This is a genomic window from Meridianimaribacter sp. CL38 (assembly GCF_004328055.1).
In the GTDB taxonomy this organism is placed as follows: Bacteria; Bacteroidota; Bacteroidia; order Flavobacteriales; family Flavobacteriaceae; genus Gaetbulibacter_B; species Gaetbulibacter_B jejuensis.
Genome location: NZ_QKWS01000004.1, coordinates 15,787 through 33,729, shown reverse-complemented (window position 1 = coordinate 33,729; position 17,943 = coordinate 15,787). Strand labels below are relative to the sequence as shown.

Genomic DNA, 17,943 nt, shown 5'->3' with positions numbered 1-17,943 from the left:
ATTTTACAATTAAAAAAGACACTAAAAAAACAGCAGTTTACACTATTTGAATCCTGAACATTCATATCATTTTAATCTTTTAAAACAGACTGTTGCAACTACTTTTTTGCAGCATTATAGTGCGCCTAATGCTATTGAAGAATGGAAAGGAGAAGACATTGTTGCCTTTCAAGAAGATTTATTTAGCAAGGTAAAAGCAAAGGTTAGCGAAAAATGGTTTTATACCTATTTTAAAAACGAACCTGAAAAGCTACCTCGAATAGACATGCTTAATCTCTTAAGTCAGTATGTTGGTTTTAACAATTGGCATGCCTTTAAAGAAGCACATCTATTTTCAAGTTCAACAAAAAAGAAAAACAAAAAGCCGTTATATTGGCTTACAGCGCTACCTATAATTATGCTTATTTTTTATAGTAAGAGTTTGAAAAATGAATTTCACTTTTGTTTTGTTGATGAGATTAAAAATGAAGCCATCACAAAAATACCTTTGGATATTAAAGTTCTACAAAACGGAGAATCTCCTTTACATTTTAAAACCGATAGTCTTGGGTGTTTTGAATTTACCACTAAAGAAAAAACCATCACTTTTGTTGTACAATCTCCATATCATAAAACAGATACCATTGTAAGGTCAATTGACTCAAATAAAAACCAAACTGTCAAATTAGCTCCTGATGATTATGCGTTAATGCTCCACTACTATACTAATGGTAATATTAAAGATTGGACTACACATAAAACACAGCTTAATAATTTAATAGCTGACAATGCAAAAATTTACCAATTGTTTGCAAACAATATTGGCGTAGAGCTTTATACCAAGGACAAGTTTATAAGAACATTAACCATACCTACTAGCAGCTTAAAATCTATTGAAATTCTAGACAAGCGACTGGTTAATGGTAAGATTGTAATGCTTAAATTTATTGTGAAATGAAAAGGATATTAATAGGTTTTTGGGTATTACTTTTTGTTTCATGCGCTAATGAAACAAAAACCTTTAATGAGAACAATATCGCTGCTGAATCAGTAATTGATGATCTTGATAATTATTTGAGCACTCAAGAAGACTTTGAATATCAAACTGTGGCTTCTCAAAAACTTCAAGAGCTTTATGATTTGTCTTTACTATTAAAACATCATCCTGAATTTGAAGTGGACATCACTAAGCAAATTGAAAACCTTTCTAACAACGCTGTTAGCTTACCCAACACTATACGACAAGCACATATTGAAAACGTAACTAAAGTTAATACCGAAATACTTTCTGATTCTGTTTCTAAACTACACCTTGCTTTTGATATTATTACTGATAGAGGTTCACAAAAAGATTCAATAACTGCAATTATACGTTCAGAAAAAACAACTATTGACAACGCTGAACTTATGACTACAAAAGTAAAGTTCGAAAAAAACAATTAGATTAATTCCAATAGTTTTTCCATTGAATTAAAGGTAGTAGTTGCTTCTGCTTCTAACTCGTTATTATAATAATGAGCAGTAAATCCAAAAACATCAAAACCACCTGCTTTAGCAGCTTGTATTCCTGTTAAGCTATCTTCAATCACTACGCAGTCTTCAGGTTTAAAACCCATAGTTTTTGCAGCCCAAATAAACACATCTGGTTCTGGCTTCCATTTTTCGATAGTGTAACAACTAAAGATGTTGTCTTCAAAGTAAGGCAGCAAACCAGTAAGTTCTAAGTTAAGGCGTATTTTTTCAGTTGGCCCACTTGAAGCCACACAAAAAGGAATAGATAATGACTCAATCACCTCTTTTACACCTTCTACAGGTTGAATTTGTTCTTTAAACGCACTATAACTTCGTCTTCTATATTCTGCTATAAAACCTTGAGATAATGGTTGATTTACCAACGCTTGAATTTTATCTCTACAAGTATATATTGAACCTCCTTTAAAATGCTTAAACGCATAATCTAAATCTATATCAGCTCCATAACTATTAGCCATATCAACCAACACCTGATTGCCAATTGGCTCGCTATCGACCAACACACCATCACAGTCAAAAATAATACACTTGTATTTAGACATCATTAAGGAGTAGAATTAGATACTTGCAATGCTTTTCCGTTGTAATATTTATTTCCGTTAAGCGAAAAGTCTGCAATATACTCAGCCATTTGCAAAGCTGTAGTTGGAGCCTCATAACCTGGAAAAGCTTCGGCAAGCATTTCGGTTTGTACTGCTCCTAAAGCTAACACGTTGAATTGCGGACCAGAATTTTTGTATTCTTCAGCCAACAATTCGGTTAATGTAATAACTGCTCCTTTGCTAGAACTATATGCAGCTAGTCCTGGAAATTTCATACTTCCTTGAATCCCTCCCATAGAGCTTATGGTTACAACGTGTCCATCGCTTTTCATAAATGGTAAAACCACTCTAGTCATTTCAGCTACACCAAAAACATTAGTTTTATAAACATGCTCAAAATCGTCCATTGTGGTTTCTGAAAAGGGCTTGTTAAGCAATGCTCCTGCATTGTTGATTAAAACATCAACATGGTTCCATTCATTTTTTATGAATTGTTCTACTTTTTGATAGTCATCATCATTACATAAATCAAAAGAAAAGGATGTAATATTATCAAAATGTAGATTATTTACTGGTTGCGCATTTCTTGATAGTGCCAACACATTGTGTCCTTGATTAGCAAAAAGATGAACCAGCTCAAAACCAATACCTCTACTAGTTCCTGTAATAATAATATTTTTACTCTGCTTCATGCATTACAATCTCTTTAGTTGGCGTATTACTCATAGTTTCAATAACAGGAATTGTAGAGTTGATAAGGTTTGCCATGAAATTAAAGTCCATAAGTTCAATTTCATCATCAACATGATGATAAAAATCAAAATTAGTTAAATCACAGCTTGATAATGTTTGACAAGGTGCCTTAAACTGATCGTAAAATGGGTAATTATCTGAACGCATAAAAAGTCTGTATTTTTTAGAAACTTCAGAAAAACCTATCAGTTTACTTCCTGCGTAAGCATTCATTTTCTCAGCCATATTAGATAACTCATAGCCTGTTAAAAACGCTTGATAATCTCTATCCTTAAAAGGTACACCTATCATTTCAAGATTAACCATTGTATATACATTTAAGCTATCACTCTTTAAACGTTCAGCAAGATGCTTTGAACCTAACAACCCTCTTTCTTCAGCAGTAAAAAGTGCAAATAAAATGCTACGCTTATTGTTTTTTCTAGTTGCAAAATATTTAGCCATTGCCATTACACCAGCTGTTCCAGTAGCATTGTCATTAGCTCCATTAGCAATTGAGTCATTTTCAACAGGTTTTCCATAACCTATGTGATCATAATGAGCACCTATAACTATATATTCATTTTTTAACGTTTCATCTACACCTTCAATAACTCCAACCACATTAAAAGCATCTAAACTATCAAGCTTAAAATTATCCCTAAAAGTTTCAAAATAAGGTTTTACACCATAGCTTTCAAATTGTTTTTCAATATATGTTGCTGCATCATCTATACCTTGCGTACCAGTATCTCGACCTAATAGTTCATCTGAAGACAAATAAGTCACAGCTTCTTTTAACTCACCACTTGTAATAGTAATTTTAGGTCCTACTTCTACTTTAGGTTCATTTTTACAGCTAAACGCTAAAACAACAATGATAAGTGCTAATAGTTTTTTCATAATTTTTGATTGATTGTATTAAAGCTTAAAGATAAAAAAATCCTGATTGGAAAAAATCAAATCAGGATTATATTATAATGTATGTTCTGCTTACGCAGAAGTTTTCTATACTAACATTGTAACAGGATTTTCAATATATCCTTTTAATGTTTGAAGGAATTGAGCTCCAGTTGCTCCATCTACAGTTCTGTGGTCACAAGCTAAACATAACTTCATGGTATGTCCTACTACAATTTGACCATTTTTAACTACAGGTTTTTCAACAATATTTCCTACTGAAAGAATTGCAGAGTTAGGTTGGTTGATGATAGATGTAAAACTATCTATACCAAACATTCCTAAATTAGATACAGTAAACGTACTACCTTCCATTTCTTGAGGCGTTAGTTTCTTGTTTCTAGCTTTACCTGCAAGTTCTTTAACCTCAGCACCTATTTGCGGTAATGATTGCTCATTAGCAAAACGCACTACAGGAACTACCAATCCGTCAGGAACTGCAACTGCTACACCAATATGCACATGGTGATTTAAACGCATCTTATCTGCAGACCATTGTGAGTTTACTTGCGGATGTTGTTTTAACGCTAAAGCACATGCTTTAACAATCATATCATTGTATGATATTTTAGTATCTGGAATAGAGTTAAACTGCGCACGGAAAGCTATAGCATTTTCCATATCAAACTCTACATTTAAGTAATAATGAGGTGCTGTAAATTTAGATTCTGCTAAACGTTTTGCAATCACTTTACGCATTTGCGAATTGTTTACTTCTTCAAAATCTTCTTGACCTGTTGGTACAAATTTACCTACTGCAGCGGCAGATGTTCCTGGTGTGAAGTTTTCTATATCGCGTTTTATAATACGACCATTCTCACCTGAACCTGTTACTTGAGATAAATTAATACCTTTTTCATCAGCCATTTTTTTAGCTAATGGTGATACAAATACTCTATCTGAAGATGATGTTGATGCTGGAGCAGAAACTTTAGGCGTTTCTTTTTTAGGAGCTTCAACTTTTGGCTCTGGTTTAGAAGCTGATTTTGGTGCTTCCTCTTTTGGAGCTTCTGCTTTTTCTCCTGATGATGCTTTGAAATTCTTTGCAATGTTTGCAACATCAGTTCCTTTAGGACCTAAAATAGCTAAAAGTGCATCTACTTTTGCAGATTCTCCTTCTTGCAATCCTACGTGTAATAATGTACCTGATTGAAAAGACTCAAACTCCATAGTCGCTTTGTCTGTTTCAATTTCGGCTAAAATATCACCTTCTTCAACGGCATCGCCAACTTTTTTCAACCATGTTGCAACAGTTCCTTCTTCCATAGTATCACTTAAACGTGGCATTGTTACCACTGTAACACCTTCAGGAATATCTACAGTTTCTGTTGCTGGCTCGCTAGTTGCTTCTTCTTTTTCTTCTTTTGGTGCCTCTTCTTCTTTTGAATCTTGAGTAGCACTTCCATTTAATAAACCAGAAATATCTTCTCCTTCTTCTCCTATAATAGCTAAAAGCTCATCTACTTTTGTAGTTTCACCTTCTTGAACACCTATATGTAATAGTGTACCTTCATAGAAAGACTCAAACTCCATAGTTGCTTTGTCTGTTTCTATTTCGGCTAGGATATCTCCTTCTTCTACTTTATCACCAACTTTTTTCAACCAAGTTGCGACAGTACCTTCTTCCATAGTGTCGCTCAAACGAGGCATGTTTATTACTTCTGCCATATCTTATTATAGTTTGTGTTGTATAAATGGATAATCTTGTTGCTCGTAAACCGCATCGTACATAACATTCTTTTCTGGGAATGGAGATTCTTCAGCAAATTTTTCGCATTCGCTTACTAAATCTTTTACGCGCTTGTCAATAACTTTTATATCAGCTTCAGTTGCATATTTGTTTTCCAAGATAATGTCTTTTACTTGTGTAATAGGATCTATTTTCTTGTACTCTTCAACTTCTTCTTTTGTTCTGTAGTGTTGTGCATCAGACATTGAGTGTCCTCTGTAACGGTATGTTTTTAATTCTAAAAATGTTGGTCCGTCACCACGTCTAGCTCTTTCAATAGCTTCATCAAAGGCTTCAGCAACTTTTACTGGATTCATACCATCTACAGGTCCGCAAGGCATTTCATACCCTAAACCTAGTTTCCAGATATCTGTATGGTTTGCAGTGCGCTCTACAGATGTTCCCATAGCATAACCGTTGTTTTCACAAACAAATACTACTGGTAATTTCCATAACATTGCCAAGTTGAACGTTTCGTGAAGTGAACCTTGTCTTGCAGCACCATCACCAAAGCAGCAAAGCGTTACAGCATCACTACCATGATATTTATCACCAAATGCAATACCAGCACCTAGAGGAATTTGACCACCTACAATACCATGACCACCATAAAAACGGTGTTCTTTAGAAAAAATATGCATTGAACCACCAAGACCTTGAGAGGTACCTGTTGCTTTACCATATAATTCTGCCATAACACGTTTTGGGTCTACACCCATACCAATTGGTTGTACGTGGTTACGATATGCGGTTATCATTTTATCTTTAGTCAAATCCATAGCATGTAGCGCTCCTGCTAACACAGCTTCTTGACCATTGTACAAGTGAAGAAATCCTCTTACTTTTTGTTGGATATAAACTGCAGCTAGTTTGTCTTCAAACTTTCTCCAGAATAACATGTCTTCATACCATTTAAGGTAAACTTCTTTTGTTACTTTTTGCATTTAACTTAATTTATAAAAGAAAAACAATGCGTGTCCTAATAAAATTGACACAAGCGAATAACAAAAGTAACACTTTACATATTAATGAAAAAACAGTAATTCGTAAATTTTTACCGAAAACGTTATAGAAATGATTTATCAAAAACTAAAGGCAGAAGATTTGCCAATGAATTTGACTTTACAACCTTTCCTGTCTCTCCCATAAAATAGATTTCAATAGGTGCATCTTGTTTTACTTCATACTCAGCTATTGCCTGTCTACACGCACCACAAGGCGGAATTGGAGACATTGTTTGTTTTATTGTAGAACCTGCTATTATTGCCATTTGAACAATTTTAGCTTTGGGATATTTTGCACCTGCATAATAAATGGCTGTTCGCTCTGCACAAAGCCCAGAAGGATAAGATGCGTTTTCTTGATTACTACCTGTAACAACTTCTCCATTATCTAGAAGTAAAGCAGCACCAACATTGAACTTTGAATAAGGAGCGTAAGCATTTTGTCGTGCTTGCATAGCTTTTTCCATTAAGCTTATCACATCTTTGGAAAGCTCTTCTATATTATCGTAAACCGTCAAAACGGATTCTATCTTTACTTCTTTCACTTTTATATTTTACTTAATAAAGGTATAAAACTATTTTAGACAAAAAAACTATTGCTGTTAACAATAGTTTTTAGTTTGTTTATTAAAAATGAATGTCTAATATTCATCATATTCACCATCTCCAAAGTTAAACGTTAATGAGAAACGCAACGTGTTCTCTAACGGACTTTGTACTTTTGATGCTGAAAACAGATATGACATGTCAATATCTATTGCAGAGTATTTAAATCCTGCTCCTAAAGCAAAAAACTTTCTTGCTCCTTTATCTTCGCTTTCATTAAAGTAACCTGCTCTAAACGCAAATGAGTCTTGGTATTTATACTCAGCTCCTAAAGCCCAAGTAAACTCTTTTAACTCTTCGCTAAATCCACCTGGTGCATCACTAAAAGATTGAAAAATACCTTTTACAAAACTTACGTCGTTATCTTTACCTTCAACAATTATTGTTGGTTCATTAGCATCTTGCTGCCCATTAGGCTCTGTATCTCCTTCTTGAACAGTATCAACAAAACCTAAGACTGGAGGTGTTGGTACTAATAACTTGTTAACTTCTGCAGTAACTGACAGTTTATTATAATCGTCAAAAATAAAATCGAATCCACCACCAAGTTTTAGGTTGGTAGGAATAAAGTTTTCTCTTCCAGCATCGTCATATTTAATTTTTGGACCAAGGTTTTGAATTGCAAATCCTGCTCTCCAACGACCGTTAAAATCATTATATGCTTCTTCTTCACTTTGATAATATCCTGCAATATCAACTCCTATTGAGCTTGCAGCACTTGCATTAGCATCAACTGCTTGAATTCTTAAATCTGAACGCAAATATCTTAAAGCCACTGCCATTGAAAACTGATCTGCTAAACGTAAAGAGTAAGATACATCTACAGTAAGTTCGTTTGGTTTTTCTATTAAAGCTTCAGAAAATTCATCTTGCACAATTTCAATTTCACCAAGGCTAAAGTATTTAAAACTTGCAGCGAAAGCACTTCCTTCGTTAATTCGGTTGAAATACGTAATATTCCCTAAAAAGATGTCATTTACAAGTTTACTTAAGTATGGAGTATAACTTACTCCAATACCTGATTTGGTTTCAGAAAATGCATATTTAGCTGGATTCCATTGTTGTGAATACGCATCGGCTGATGTTGCTACTCCCATATCTCCCATACCTGCTGCACGAGCATCAGACGCTATAAGTAAAAAAGGAACGCCTGTTGTAATTACTGATGATTGATTATCAAAAACAACAGTTTCTTCCTGTGCATTTGAAATATTAAAAACTAATAAAGTAATTAGGGCAATTGTGTATTTTTTCATGTGTTATTAAGTATTCAACTTAGTGATTATAAACCACTAAAATATTTAGCAAATATAAATCTTTATTATAGTATTACAAGTTTTTGAATTTTTTCTACCTGTTTGTTTAATTGGTTTGATCGCACTTTTAGCTTATAAATATAAACCCCTTTTCCTATTTTATCCCCAAAGTCGTCTCTTCCATCCCAAACAATGCTTCTTGACAACGAAGATGTTCCATTATTACAGCATCCTTCGGAATTGGTTTGACCGTTTAAAGTTCTTACCAGTTTCCCTGAAACCGTAAATATCTGTATAGAAACGTCTAAATTATCTGAACTATTGTGATTGAACCAAAATTCAGTGTAGTTTACAAACGGATTTGGATAGTTAAGTACATTAGTAATAACTAGTTTTTCATCTTTATCATGTACTACAAACTGTATTTCAGAAGTTGATGAATTGTTGTAAACATCCCAAGCTTTTAAGGTTAATGTATGTAAACCTGGTTCTAAATCTCTAAATGGATAAGTCACCTCTCCATTTTGGTAATCATCAACGTTAGCTTGATAATAATCGTTTAAAATATAAGGGTTTGCTTCATCTCCATCAATAATAGCAACAATATCATGTCCTACTCCACTAGATGTATTAATACCATTATCATCTTGAAGTTTTGCTAAAAGTGTAGGAGCTTCGTTAGTTATACCACCTGAAACAAAGTTTTCATCATTCATATAAAGGTTTATAACTGGTCCAATATTATCTTCTTCTGCATTTTCGTTAATACCTCCAACTTGAATATCAAAACTTGCTCCTGTTTGGTCTTGTGCAGGATTTTCAGTTTGAGCATAAAAACTAACCTTCCCATTACCTACAGGAATACTAATATCTCTAGGCACCACAAACTCAAAGTCAAATTGACCGTTTTCTACAGTTGCTTGTCCTTTAAAAATAATTTCTCCTAATGTTTCAAAATCCATGATAATGAGTTGACCGTTTTCAGTAGTACCATCATTACCTAATGTTTGTCTTTCTATATTTTTATCAAAAACTGTTGCTGTTAATACACCATTATAATTTGGAATAAGGTTACCTGATTCATCAACTACTTCTCCTGATAATTTAACCTTATCTAATGCTTTTAAAACGTCTGTTTCTTGATCAATTGAAACATCGTTAACTGCTGTTAATCTAATATCTGGTTTAGGGAATGCTAGCTTCATTGCTGGATCTCCAATATAAAACACCAATCGTTTTTGTGATATACCTGAAATTGTAGGGTGTGTTTTTGTTAACCTTAGGGCTTCAGCAATTGAAGGGTATTCATTAGAACCAAAAGCAAACATATATTCGGTTAACTTTATATTAAATGATACACCCACACTAACAAAAATTTGCCTAGTTGTAGTAATCAACCCTATAGCTCCTCCTTCTTTATTCCAATAGGTATATTCTCCTGCTGTTGGTCTTAATGGATCATCAAACCTTGTGTACTCACATGTTACAGTAACAAAACAGTTATACTTACAGGTGTTATTTACTTCTTGAGAATCAATTTTATCAAAAATTCTTTCACCTGAAAGCCCATCTTCTCCTCCATGACCGAAGTAATTCACGACTAACGCACCTACATCTATCGCGTCTCTAATAGCTTTATTAACTGAAGGATTACTATCTCCACTCGATGTCGATTCTTGTTGATAAGAGTCGGAATGAATTTTTATAGCGTTAATGAATGGTTTTTCTTCAGTGACTAAATCTGCAATTTCATCTGTTGTTTCCTGTAAAATTCTTTCCCAAGCTTCATCAACATCATCTGAAATAAAGATGCAATTATTTCTCCAACTACCAAAAGATGCAGTTTTATGATAAGAGTCAATTTTATCCACTAGCTCAGTCGCACTTTGTAAATCTTGAGCCAAAATTCTTCCAACTGCAATATCTAATAAGTTGTTGCTTGCCATATTACCTTCATTTTCGTCCATCAACCCATAGTAATCATCAGACACAAAAGAGTCTGTAAGACTAAAACTAGCATAAGAATGCCATGATGGTACTACATCTGTTTTAGGCGCTATACGTTCTTTATGATCATAAGATGCATCACCAAATAAACATAAATACTTGAGTCTTTTATCTGGAGCACTTGCATTATGATACACATATCTAACAAGGTTCCTTATTGCAGTAACATCAACATTACCTGAACTAAATTCGTTATAAATTTCATTTAAGGTCACAACTTTAACAGTTAACCCATATTGATCTCTATTGATTTGCGCTAGTCTTTCAGCTTGTGACGCTAGTGCATTTGGTGAAATTATTAAATAGTCTATATCTTCAAACTCTCCTGAACTATTATTAAATATTGTTCCTTTTATATTTTGGTTCGCAATTGTAGTAACACTTTCTCTTAGTGGTTGAAAATAATCTGAAGGCGTAACTGCCAAATATATTTTTGAAGTACCTGCTGTAGTTTTAAAACTAAAGTTTGAACTTTGATCAGAATTTGTATAGCCTACTACATTATACTTATCAGTGATATCCCATACTTCTGAAACGTTAGCTGCATTAGCTAAATTGTATTGAGCTATTCCAGCAGAGGTTGCCACATTAGCATTTTTAAAAGTAAACTGACCTCCTTCAAAACTCAGCTCTCTGGTAGCCTCTACAGAAATATAATCTAAGTACCCTAAAGAAGCAGGATTATTATTGTTATTATACTTTAAGTTAAATACAACATCAGGAGAATTAAGCATTAAATCACTATTAAAAAACCCTCCAGAAGCTAGAGTTGGATTATCAATTGCTGCAAAAGTAAAATTTGAGATTGTATTTCCATTAAGCTTTACTTCCATTGATGTTCCAATTTCAGAAACTGCAGCAGCATAAACCCTCACTCTAGCAGGTTCAGAAGTCACTAAGTTTGGAAATGTAAAAGTAAACTCTTTTTCATTTTCGATATCAAACCTATCTCCAAACCATCGCCTACCTACTTTCACCAAATTATATTGGTCTATTTCATGAAATTGATAATCCTGAAATGTGTTTACTTCAAAATCTGCATCATCGTTTGGCTGAGTAGCTTCCGGGATTCTTTTTCCCATTCCACTACTAATATTAATGTAGTAGTAAGATTTATCTGTATATGCGTTTATATTGGTATTACTCTCTTCATTATAGCCTCTTGGTCCTTCTGCATAAAACAATATATAATCGTCATTATCAAAATCACCATCTTCTTCACCAACAAACTTAATAGCATTCTCGGTTAAGTCAATTGGATAAAAAACTGAGTTTTCTTTAGGTAACATTGCTCCTCCATTTCCATAGACTTTAATATTTCTAGGATCCACCGAGTTTGTATTAACACCTAACTGATTTAAAAAACTTTTAGTTAGTCTAAAAACACCAGTAGTATCTACATAAAACCTATACCAACTCCCAGAAGCCAACACAGAGTTTGTAACTGCATTTGTTTGCAACATAGAGCTAGAAGATCTTCCTAAAGCACTAGAACTATTAGTTGTGCTGTAGCTTACGGTAAATGAAGTAATTTTTTTATACACTCCATTTTGTTTAACAATAGGTTTCAACTCTAAATAAGCAGACACATCATCTCTTGCTATTGCATTTGATAGTTTTAATTCAGGTGAATTAGAAATGGTATTAATTGGAACTCCTTTTAAATCTGTTGCACTAATAGTTGAGTATGAAACATTAGCTAATTGAACAGAGCTTTCATTGATATAGTTGTTGGTTTTCCAATGTGCAAAAAACTTCAATCCATCAGTATTACTAAAATTAAAGTTGTCCTTATTAAAATATGGAACAGTAACAATTGAAGAATCAGCTCTTAATGTTTTTTCTCCTTCCCAATTAATTTGAAATGTTTTTTGTTGAGAAAACCCTATAAAAGGCAGTAATACAAAAAGTAAGAGTAAGTGTTTTTTCATAGTATAATAAACGTTAGTACAGATATGTTATTATAGCTTTTCAATTTTTTATTCAAAATTACAACAATATTTAATTTATTTGTTCGTTAATTGGTAACAAATTACATCGATAAAAAGAGCAAAAATCCGATATCGTGTACAAAAAAAAGGATGAAATGCACTTTTTTTTTGATATAAATTACAAAAAAACGTTGTTATTTTTTCTTTAATTACTATATTGCGTCACTAAAATAAACTAGCTTACTTAAAAGTATGTATATGAAAAATGTATTTAACCTACGGATAATTTTAGCCCTAATGCTATCTTTAGCCATGTTTAGTTGTAAGAAATCTTCTTCGTCAAAGAACAGTTCTAGAGCCACTGGCTGGAACATCAACGACAAAAATGGAGGTTTTCAGTACAATACTAACTTTAAAGAACAAGAAACTGCTCCTGGATTAGTTTTTATAGAAGGAGGTACATTTACCATGGGTAAAGTACAAGATGATGTTATGCATGATTGGAATAATAGCCCAAACCAACAACATGTACAATCTTTTTACATGGATGAAACTGAGGTAACCAACATGATGTACTTAGAGTATCTTGATTGGATAAAAAGAGTTTACCCACCAGACGATCCTAACTTTAGACTTATTTATGATGGAGCTCTTCCTGATACATTAGTTTGGAGAAACCGTCTTGGATATGCTGAAATGATGACTGAAAACTATTTACGTCATCCTGGTTATGCTGAATACCCTGTTGTAGGTGTTAGTTGGATTCAAGCCGTTGAATTTGCTAACTGGAGAACAGATAGAGTAAATGAAATGTACTTACAAGATGCTGGTTATTTAAAAAGAGACTCTCACTTAACTGATACATCTGCTGATAGCAACTTTAACACTGACACTTATATTACTGCTCCAACTGAAACTTTTGGAGGTAACGAAGAAGTACTTAAAGGAGGTAAAAGAAAAGCTAGAACAGATGCTGAGGGTAACGAAATAAATGTTTACGCTAGTAGAGAAACTGGAGTAATTTCTCCAAAATACCGCTTACCATCTGAAGCAGAGTGGGAATATGCTGCTCTTGGGATGAGTGAATTAAGAAACTACAACACTTATAGAGGTAGAAAAAAATACCCTTGGAATGGTCAATACACACGTTCTGGAAAAAGAAAGTCTAGAGGTGACCAATTAGCTAACTTCAAGCAAGGAAAAGGTGACTACGGTGGGATTGCTGGATGGTCTGACGATGGTGCTGATATCACTGCACAAGTTATGTCTTACGAAGCTAACGATTATGGATTATACGATATGGCTGGTAACGTTGCAGAATGGGTTGCTGACGTATACAGACCAATTGTTGATGATGAATTTAATGACTTTAACTACTATCGTGGAAACGTATATACCAAAAACGCAATTAATGATGATGGTACAGTTAAAATTGTAACTCCTGAAGAAGTAGTATATGATACTTTAAGTAATGGTAAACTTGTTGCAAGAAACTTACCTGGTGAAATTTTACAAGTTCCAGTTGACGAAAACGAAACTTACTTAAGAACAAATTTTGATACTAGTGACAACAGAAACTACAGAGATGGTGATGCTAGATCTTCTCGCTATTACAACGAAAGTTTTGACGAAGAAGAAACTGCTAATACTAGAAAAATGTATAACTCTCCAAAACATAATATTGAGAGAGACTCTTCAGGTAACTTAATTAAAGAGTACGACAAGTCAAACGACAGAACCTCTTTAATCAATGATAAAGTAAGAGTATACAAAGGTGGTTCTTGGAAAGATAGAGACTACTGGTTAGATCCAGCTCAACGTAGATTCTTCCCTCAAGATATGGCAACAGATTACATCGGTTTTAGATGTGCTATGTCTAGAGTAGGTTCAAAATCTAAAGGAAAAAACAAGACTAAAAATTAATTCTAGATTAATTTAAAAATACAAAGTCCTAGCAGTAATGTTAGGACTTTTTTATTACATTTAATTTATGAATATCACACAAATTTACAATTGCTTTCTTGAGTGTAAATCAGTCACTACTGATACTCGAAAAATTACAAAAAACTCAATGTTTTTCTCCTTAAAAGGTGAAAATTTTAATGGCAATACGTTTGCATTTGAGGCTATTGAACAAGGTTCAAAATATGCTATAGTAGACGAAAAAGAATACGCTATAAATGATAATATCATTCTTGTAGATGATGTATTAAAAACACTGCAAGAACTCGCAACATATCACAGAACCCAACTAGGCATCCCAATTATTGCATTAACTGGTAGCAATGGAAAAACAACCACAAAAGAACTTATTAATGCTGTTTTAAGTCAGCAATATAACACTACAGCCACATTAGGGAATTTAAACAACCATATAGGTGTTCCACTAACATTACTGTCAATGAGTAATCAAACTGAAATTGGCATTGTTGAAATGGGAGCTAATCATCCTAAAGAAATAGCTTTTTTAAGCAGTATAGCATTACCTGATTATGGGCTTATCACTAACTTTGGTAAAGCTCATCTTGAAGGTTTTGGAAGTATTGAAGGTGTTGTTAAAGCAAAATCTGAGTTGTATGATCATTTAAAACAGTACAACAAAGCAATTTTTATGAATGAAGATGATATAAAACAAGTGAACCAAATAGGGAGTTATACCAACACCATAAAGTTTGGAACTACAAGCGATATTCTAAAAATTGAATTTATAGGTGCTCAACCTAATGTTGAAGTAAAATTAAAAGACATAAGAATTGCCAGCAACTTAACAGGAAAATATAACTTCAGTAATATTGCCTATGCAATTGCTATTGGAATTTACTTCAAAATTGATAACAAAAACATTAAGAAAGCTATTGAAAATTATTTCCCAAAAAACAACAGATCTCAAGTAATTAATGTTGGTTCAAACGAAATTATCTTAGACGCTTACAATGCAAACCCAACAAGTATGATGGCTGCTTTAGAGAACTTTTTACAATACAAGAGAGATAACAAAGTATTGTTTTTAGGAGATATGTTTGAGTTAGGGTCAACTGCGCATAATGAACATCAAAACATTGTAAACTTCATTGAAGATAATTTCAATGCTAACACATATTTAATTGGCGAGAATTTTTACAGCACACAATTAAAAAACACTGATGGGTTTATAAAAAAGTTCAGAAATTTTAATGATTTAGCTATCCACTTTGACACTCTAACTTTTAAAGATAAGCTCATGCTTATAAAAGGATCTAGAGGTATGGCTTTAGAGCGAATATTAGACTTAATAAAATAAAAAAAGTGCCTATTGATATTATATAAATATTATAGACACTATTTTTCCCTTTGTAATTAACTAATAGCGATGTAAAATTCTTATTTTTTTCAAAGCTATACAATACTCAATTTGAGTAGTTTTTAATTAAAATAGGGTTTTATTCATTTTTAACATCCCAATAAGTTCTCCTGTTGACGTAATATTTAGTTTTTTTAGGATGTTCCGTCTATGTGTATCTACAGTATTAGGGCTTATATTTAGTTTTATTCCAATTTCCTTGCTAGAGTAATTCAAAACTAATAAACGTATAATATCACGCTCTCTATTTGTAATATCGTTAGTTAATAGTTTCTGAGAAAAGTTATTGAAATACTTGGTTTCGTATTCATCATTTTCATTTAAATATTTAGCCGTAGCTGTCACACCAAGCTTTACTCTTGAATCTACAACAGTATAATGAGCCAAACCTATTATAGGCTTCATAAATGAATCAAACTCCAAAGGTGTCGTATTTTGAATAATGTTTACATACTCATCTCTTCCGTTTTTAAACCTATAGTTCCAGGTGTAACTCATTTTATGTCTTTCATCTTCTGAAATTTCATCAAGAGTGTACTCCATTAATGCATTTAAAGCTTGTAACCAATATTCAACGTCTTCTGGGTGTATTCTACTCCAATAATAACGCATAGCTTCTTGTTTCAGCTTTAAAGGGTCAATATGCAAACAAGAAAACATATTCTTACTAATGTATTCAAATCCTAATTCCTGTGTATTTGTAATACAGAAAAACGTAGAACTATGTGGTAAGTAAACATCAAGTTCAACAATCTTTTCAATGTGTTTTTCTAAAGTTGGACTATCGTAAGACTTAAAAATATCTTTGTAGAGGTTTTTAATGTTTCCTAATATCATAAAACTTTAAGAAGAAGATTAGCTATAGTTAATTATTTGGATTATAAAAATAAGAAAGATAATGTAAATAAAGCTAAAACTTTGAGGTATAAAAAAACCCTAGAGAAGTTCTCTAGGGTTAAATTTCTGTGGGCGCGAAGGGATTCGAACCCCTGACCCCTTGGGTGTAAACCAAGTGCTCTGAACCAACTGAGCTACGCGCCCTCTGTAATTGGATTGCAAATATAAATTAGTTTTTGATATCCCAAAAGCTTTTTTGAAAAAAATTTAAATTATTTCTGCAACAACAAAAGTACTTCCTCCAACATAAATTAAATCTTCTGGTTTTGCACTTTTTTTCGCGTTGCTTAATGCTTCATTTACACTAGAATACGACTTACCCGCAAAGCCATGAGCTTTAAAAGTATGTTTAAGATTATTTTCATCTAATCCTCTTGAAATATTTGGCCTGCAAAAATAATATGTAGCTTTTTTAGGCAAAATTGCAATTATGGTTGATAAATCTTTGTCACTTACAACCCCAAAAACGATATGAAGCTTATTATAGACCTCAGTTTTTAATTGATTAACCACATATGTTAATCCTTCTTTATTATGAGCTGTATCACAAATTACTTTTGGAGATTCTTGTAAAATCTGCCATCTACCTTTTAAACCTGTATTAGAAACAACCGAATTAAGTCCTAAAGCAATATTCTTTTGAGAGATATTAAAATTGTTTTGCTTTAGGATCTGTAAAGTTTGTAAAACGGTTTTTATATTTTTTTGCTGATAACTTCCTTTTAAGTCACTATCTAAAACTGAAGTTATATTTTGGTCTGCAAAATAAATTTCTGAATTATTGTTTTTAGCTGTTTCAGTAAAAACACTTTTGGTTTCAGTTTGTATTTCTCCAATAACAACAGGTATATTAGGTTTAATGATTCCTGCTTTTTCGACTGCTATTTTTTCTAATGTATCTCCTAAAAACTGCGTGTGGTCTAAACCAATATTAGTAATCACAGAAACGAGTGGTGAAATTATATTTGTTGAATCTAAACGACCACCAAGCCCTACTTCAATAATAGCTATATCAACTTTTTTCTTTGAAAAATAGTCAAAAGCCATCCCAACAGTCATTTCAAAAAAAGAAAGTGTATGTTGCTCAAAAAACGGTTTGTGCTTTTTAATAAAACTTATAACAAACTGTTTACTGACTTCTTTTCCGTTAATCTTAATACGCTCTCTAAAATCTTTTAAATGTGGTGAAGTATATAACCCAACTTTATAACCTGCTTCTTGAAGCACAGAAGCCAACATATGACTTGTTGATCCTTTTCCATTAGTACCACCAACATGAACAGTTTTAAACTTGAATTCTGGATGATTAAGATGTTCTGCTAAAACCTGAGTATTATGTAAATCTGCTTTATAAGCCGACTTACCTTGTCGTTGATACATTGGAAGTTGCGAAAACATCCAGTTGATAGTATCCTGGTAGTTCATAT

14 protein-coding genes and 1 tRNA gene are annotated in these 17,943 nt (G+C 32.9%); 4 read left to right on the top strand and 11 right to left on the bottom strand.

The window, feature by feature from the left end:
* The first annotated feature begins 46 nt into the window (after positions 1-46).
* Both DMZ43_RS10370 and DMZ43_RS10365 read left to right on the top strand, forming a co-directional pair.
* Complete coding sequence (locus tag DMZ43_RS10370; protein ID WP_131508060.1) at positions 47-937, top strand: hypothetical protein; 891 nt, start codon at positions 47-49, stop codon at positions 935-937.
* Positions 934-1,422, top strand: coding sequence for a hypothetical protein (locus DMZ43_RS10365; protein WP_131508058.1), 489 nt, complete (start codon positions 934-936; stop codon positions 1,420-1,422). The genes DMZ43_RS10370 and DMZ43_RS10365 overlap by 4 nt, the downstream gene beginning before the upstream one ends.
* Here DMZ43_RS10365 and DMZ43_RS10360 read toward each other — a convergent pair.
* From DMZ43_RS10360 to porU, 8 genes are all read right to left on the bottom strand, one after another.
* The gene (locus tag DMZ43_RS10360; RefSeq protein ID WP_131508057.1) at positions 1,419-2,054 is read right to left on the bottom strand and encodes an HAD family phosphatase; all 636 of its coding nucleotides are present in this window, start codon (positions 2,052-2,054) and stop codon (positions 1,419-1,421) included. The two genes, DMZ43_RS10365 and DMZ43_RS10360, sit on opposite strands and share 4 nt — an antisense overlap.
* Before the next feature lie 2 nt (positions 2,055-2,056).
* Entirely contained in the window at positions 2,057-2,746 is a 690-nt protein-coding gene (locus DMZ43_RS10355; RefSeq protein WP_131508055.1) for an SDR family oxidoreductase, read from the bottom strand.
* Positions 2,733-3,689: a M28 family peptidase gene (locus tag DMZ43_RS10350; protein ID WP_131508053.1), complete on the bottom strand. Its 957-nt coding sequence runs from the start codon at positions 3,687-3,689 to the stop codon at positions 2,733-2,735. The genes DMZ43_RS10355 and DMZ43_RS10350 overlap by 14 nt, the downstream gene beginning before the upstream one ends.
* 105 nt (positions 3,690-3,794) lie before the next feature.
* Positions 3,795-5,414: a pyruvate dehydrogenase complex dihydrolipoamide acetyltransferase gene (locus tag DMZ43_RS10345; protein ID WP_131508051.1), complete on the bottom strand. Its 1,620-nt coding sequence runs from the start codon at positions 5,412-5,414 to the stop codon at positions 3,795-3,797.
* A gap of 6 nt (positions 5,415-5,420) precedes the next feature.
* Positions 5,421-6,419, bottom strand: coding sequence for a pyruvate dehydrogenase (acetyl-transferring) E1 component subunit alpha (pdhA, locus tag DMZ43_RS10340; RefSeq protein ID WP_131508049.1), 999 nt, complete (start codon positions 6,417-6,419; stop codon positions 5,421-5,423).
* A 122-nt stretch (positions 6,420-6,541) separates the two neighbouring features.
* Positions 6,542-7,024: a cytidine deaminase gene (gene cdd / locus DMZ43_RS10335; RefSeq protein ID WP_131508047.1), complete on the bottom strand. Its 483-nt coding sequence runs from the start codon at positions 7,022-7,024 to the stop codon at positions 6,542-6,544.
* 96 nt (positions 7,025-7,120) lie between these two features.
* Positions 7,121-8,341, bottom strand: coding sequence for a type IX secretion system outer membrane channel protein PorV (gene porV / locus DMZ43_RS10330; protein WP_129761492.1), 1,221 nt, complete (start codon positions 8,339-8,341; stop codon positions 7,121-7,123).
* A 65-nt stretch (positions 8,342-8,406) separates the two neighbouring features.
* The gene (porU, locus tag DMZ43_RS10325; protein ID WP_131508045.1) at positions 8,407-12,279 is read right to left on the bottom strand and encodes a type IX secretion system sortase PorU; all 3,873 of its coding nucleotides are present in this window, start codon (positions 12,277-12,279) and stop codon (positions 8,407-8,409) included.
* A gap of 252 nt (positions 12,280-12,531) precedes the next feature.
* Here porU and gldJ point away from each other — a divergent pair, with 252 nt between their 5' ends.
* Positions 12,532-14,202 (top strand): gliding motility lipoprotein GldJ, encoded by a 1,671-nt coding sequence (gene gldJ / locus DMZ43_RS10320; protein WP_129761494.1) that lies wholly within the window; start codon positions 12,532-12,534, stop codon positions 14,200-14,202.
* A 67-nt stretch (positions 14,203-14,269) separates the two neighbouring features.
* Positions 14,270-15,559 carry a UDP-N-acetylmuramoyl-tripeptide--D-alanyl-D-alanine ligase gene (murF, locus tag DMZ43_RS10315; protein ID WP_131508044.1) on the top strand — a complete coding sequence of 430 codons (1,290 nt, stop codon included), beginning with the start codon at positions 14,270-14,272 and terminating at the stop codon, positions 15,557-15,559.
* A gap of 126 nt (positions 15,560-15,685) precedes the next feature.
* On the opposite strand, the gene DMZ43_RS10310 is transcribed toward murF, so the two are convergent.
* The 3 genes from DMZ43_RS10310 to DMZ43_RS10300 all read right to left on the bottom strand — a co-directional run bounded on the left by DMZ43_RS10310 (position 15,686) and on the right by DMZ43_RS10300 (position 17,941).
* Positions 15,686-16,456 (bottom strand): response regulator transcription factor, encoded by a 771-nt coding sequence (locus tag DMZ43_RS10310; RefSeq protein ID WP_129761496.1) that lies wholly within the window; start codon positions 16,454-16,456, stop codon positions 15,686-15,688.
* A gap of 129 nt (positions 16,457-16,585) precedes the next feature.
* Positions 16,586-16,660, bottom strand: a tRNA-Val gene (locus DMZ43_RS10305).
* A 63-nt stretch (positions 16,661-16,723) separates the two neighbouring features.
* Positions 16,724-17,941, bottom strand: coding sequence for a folylpolyglutamate synthase/dihydrofolate synthase family protein (locus tag DMZ43_RS10300; protein WP_131508042.1), 1,218 nt, complete (start codon positions 17,939-17,941; stop codon positions 16,724-16,726).
* Between the last annotated feature and the right edge of the window lie 2 nt (positions 17,942-17,943).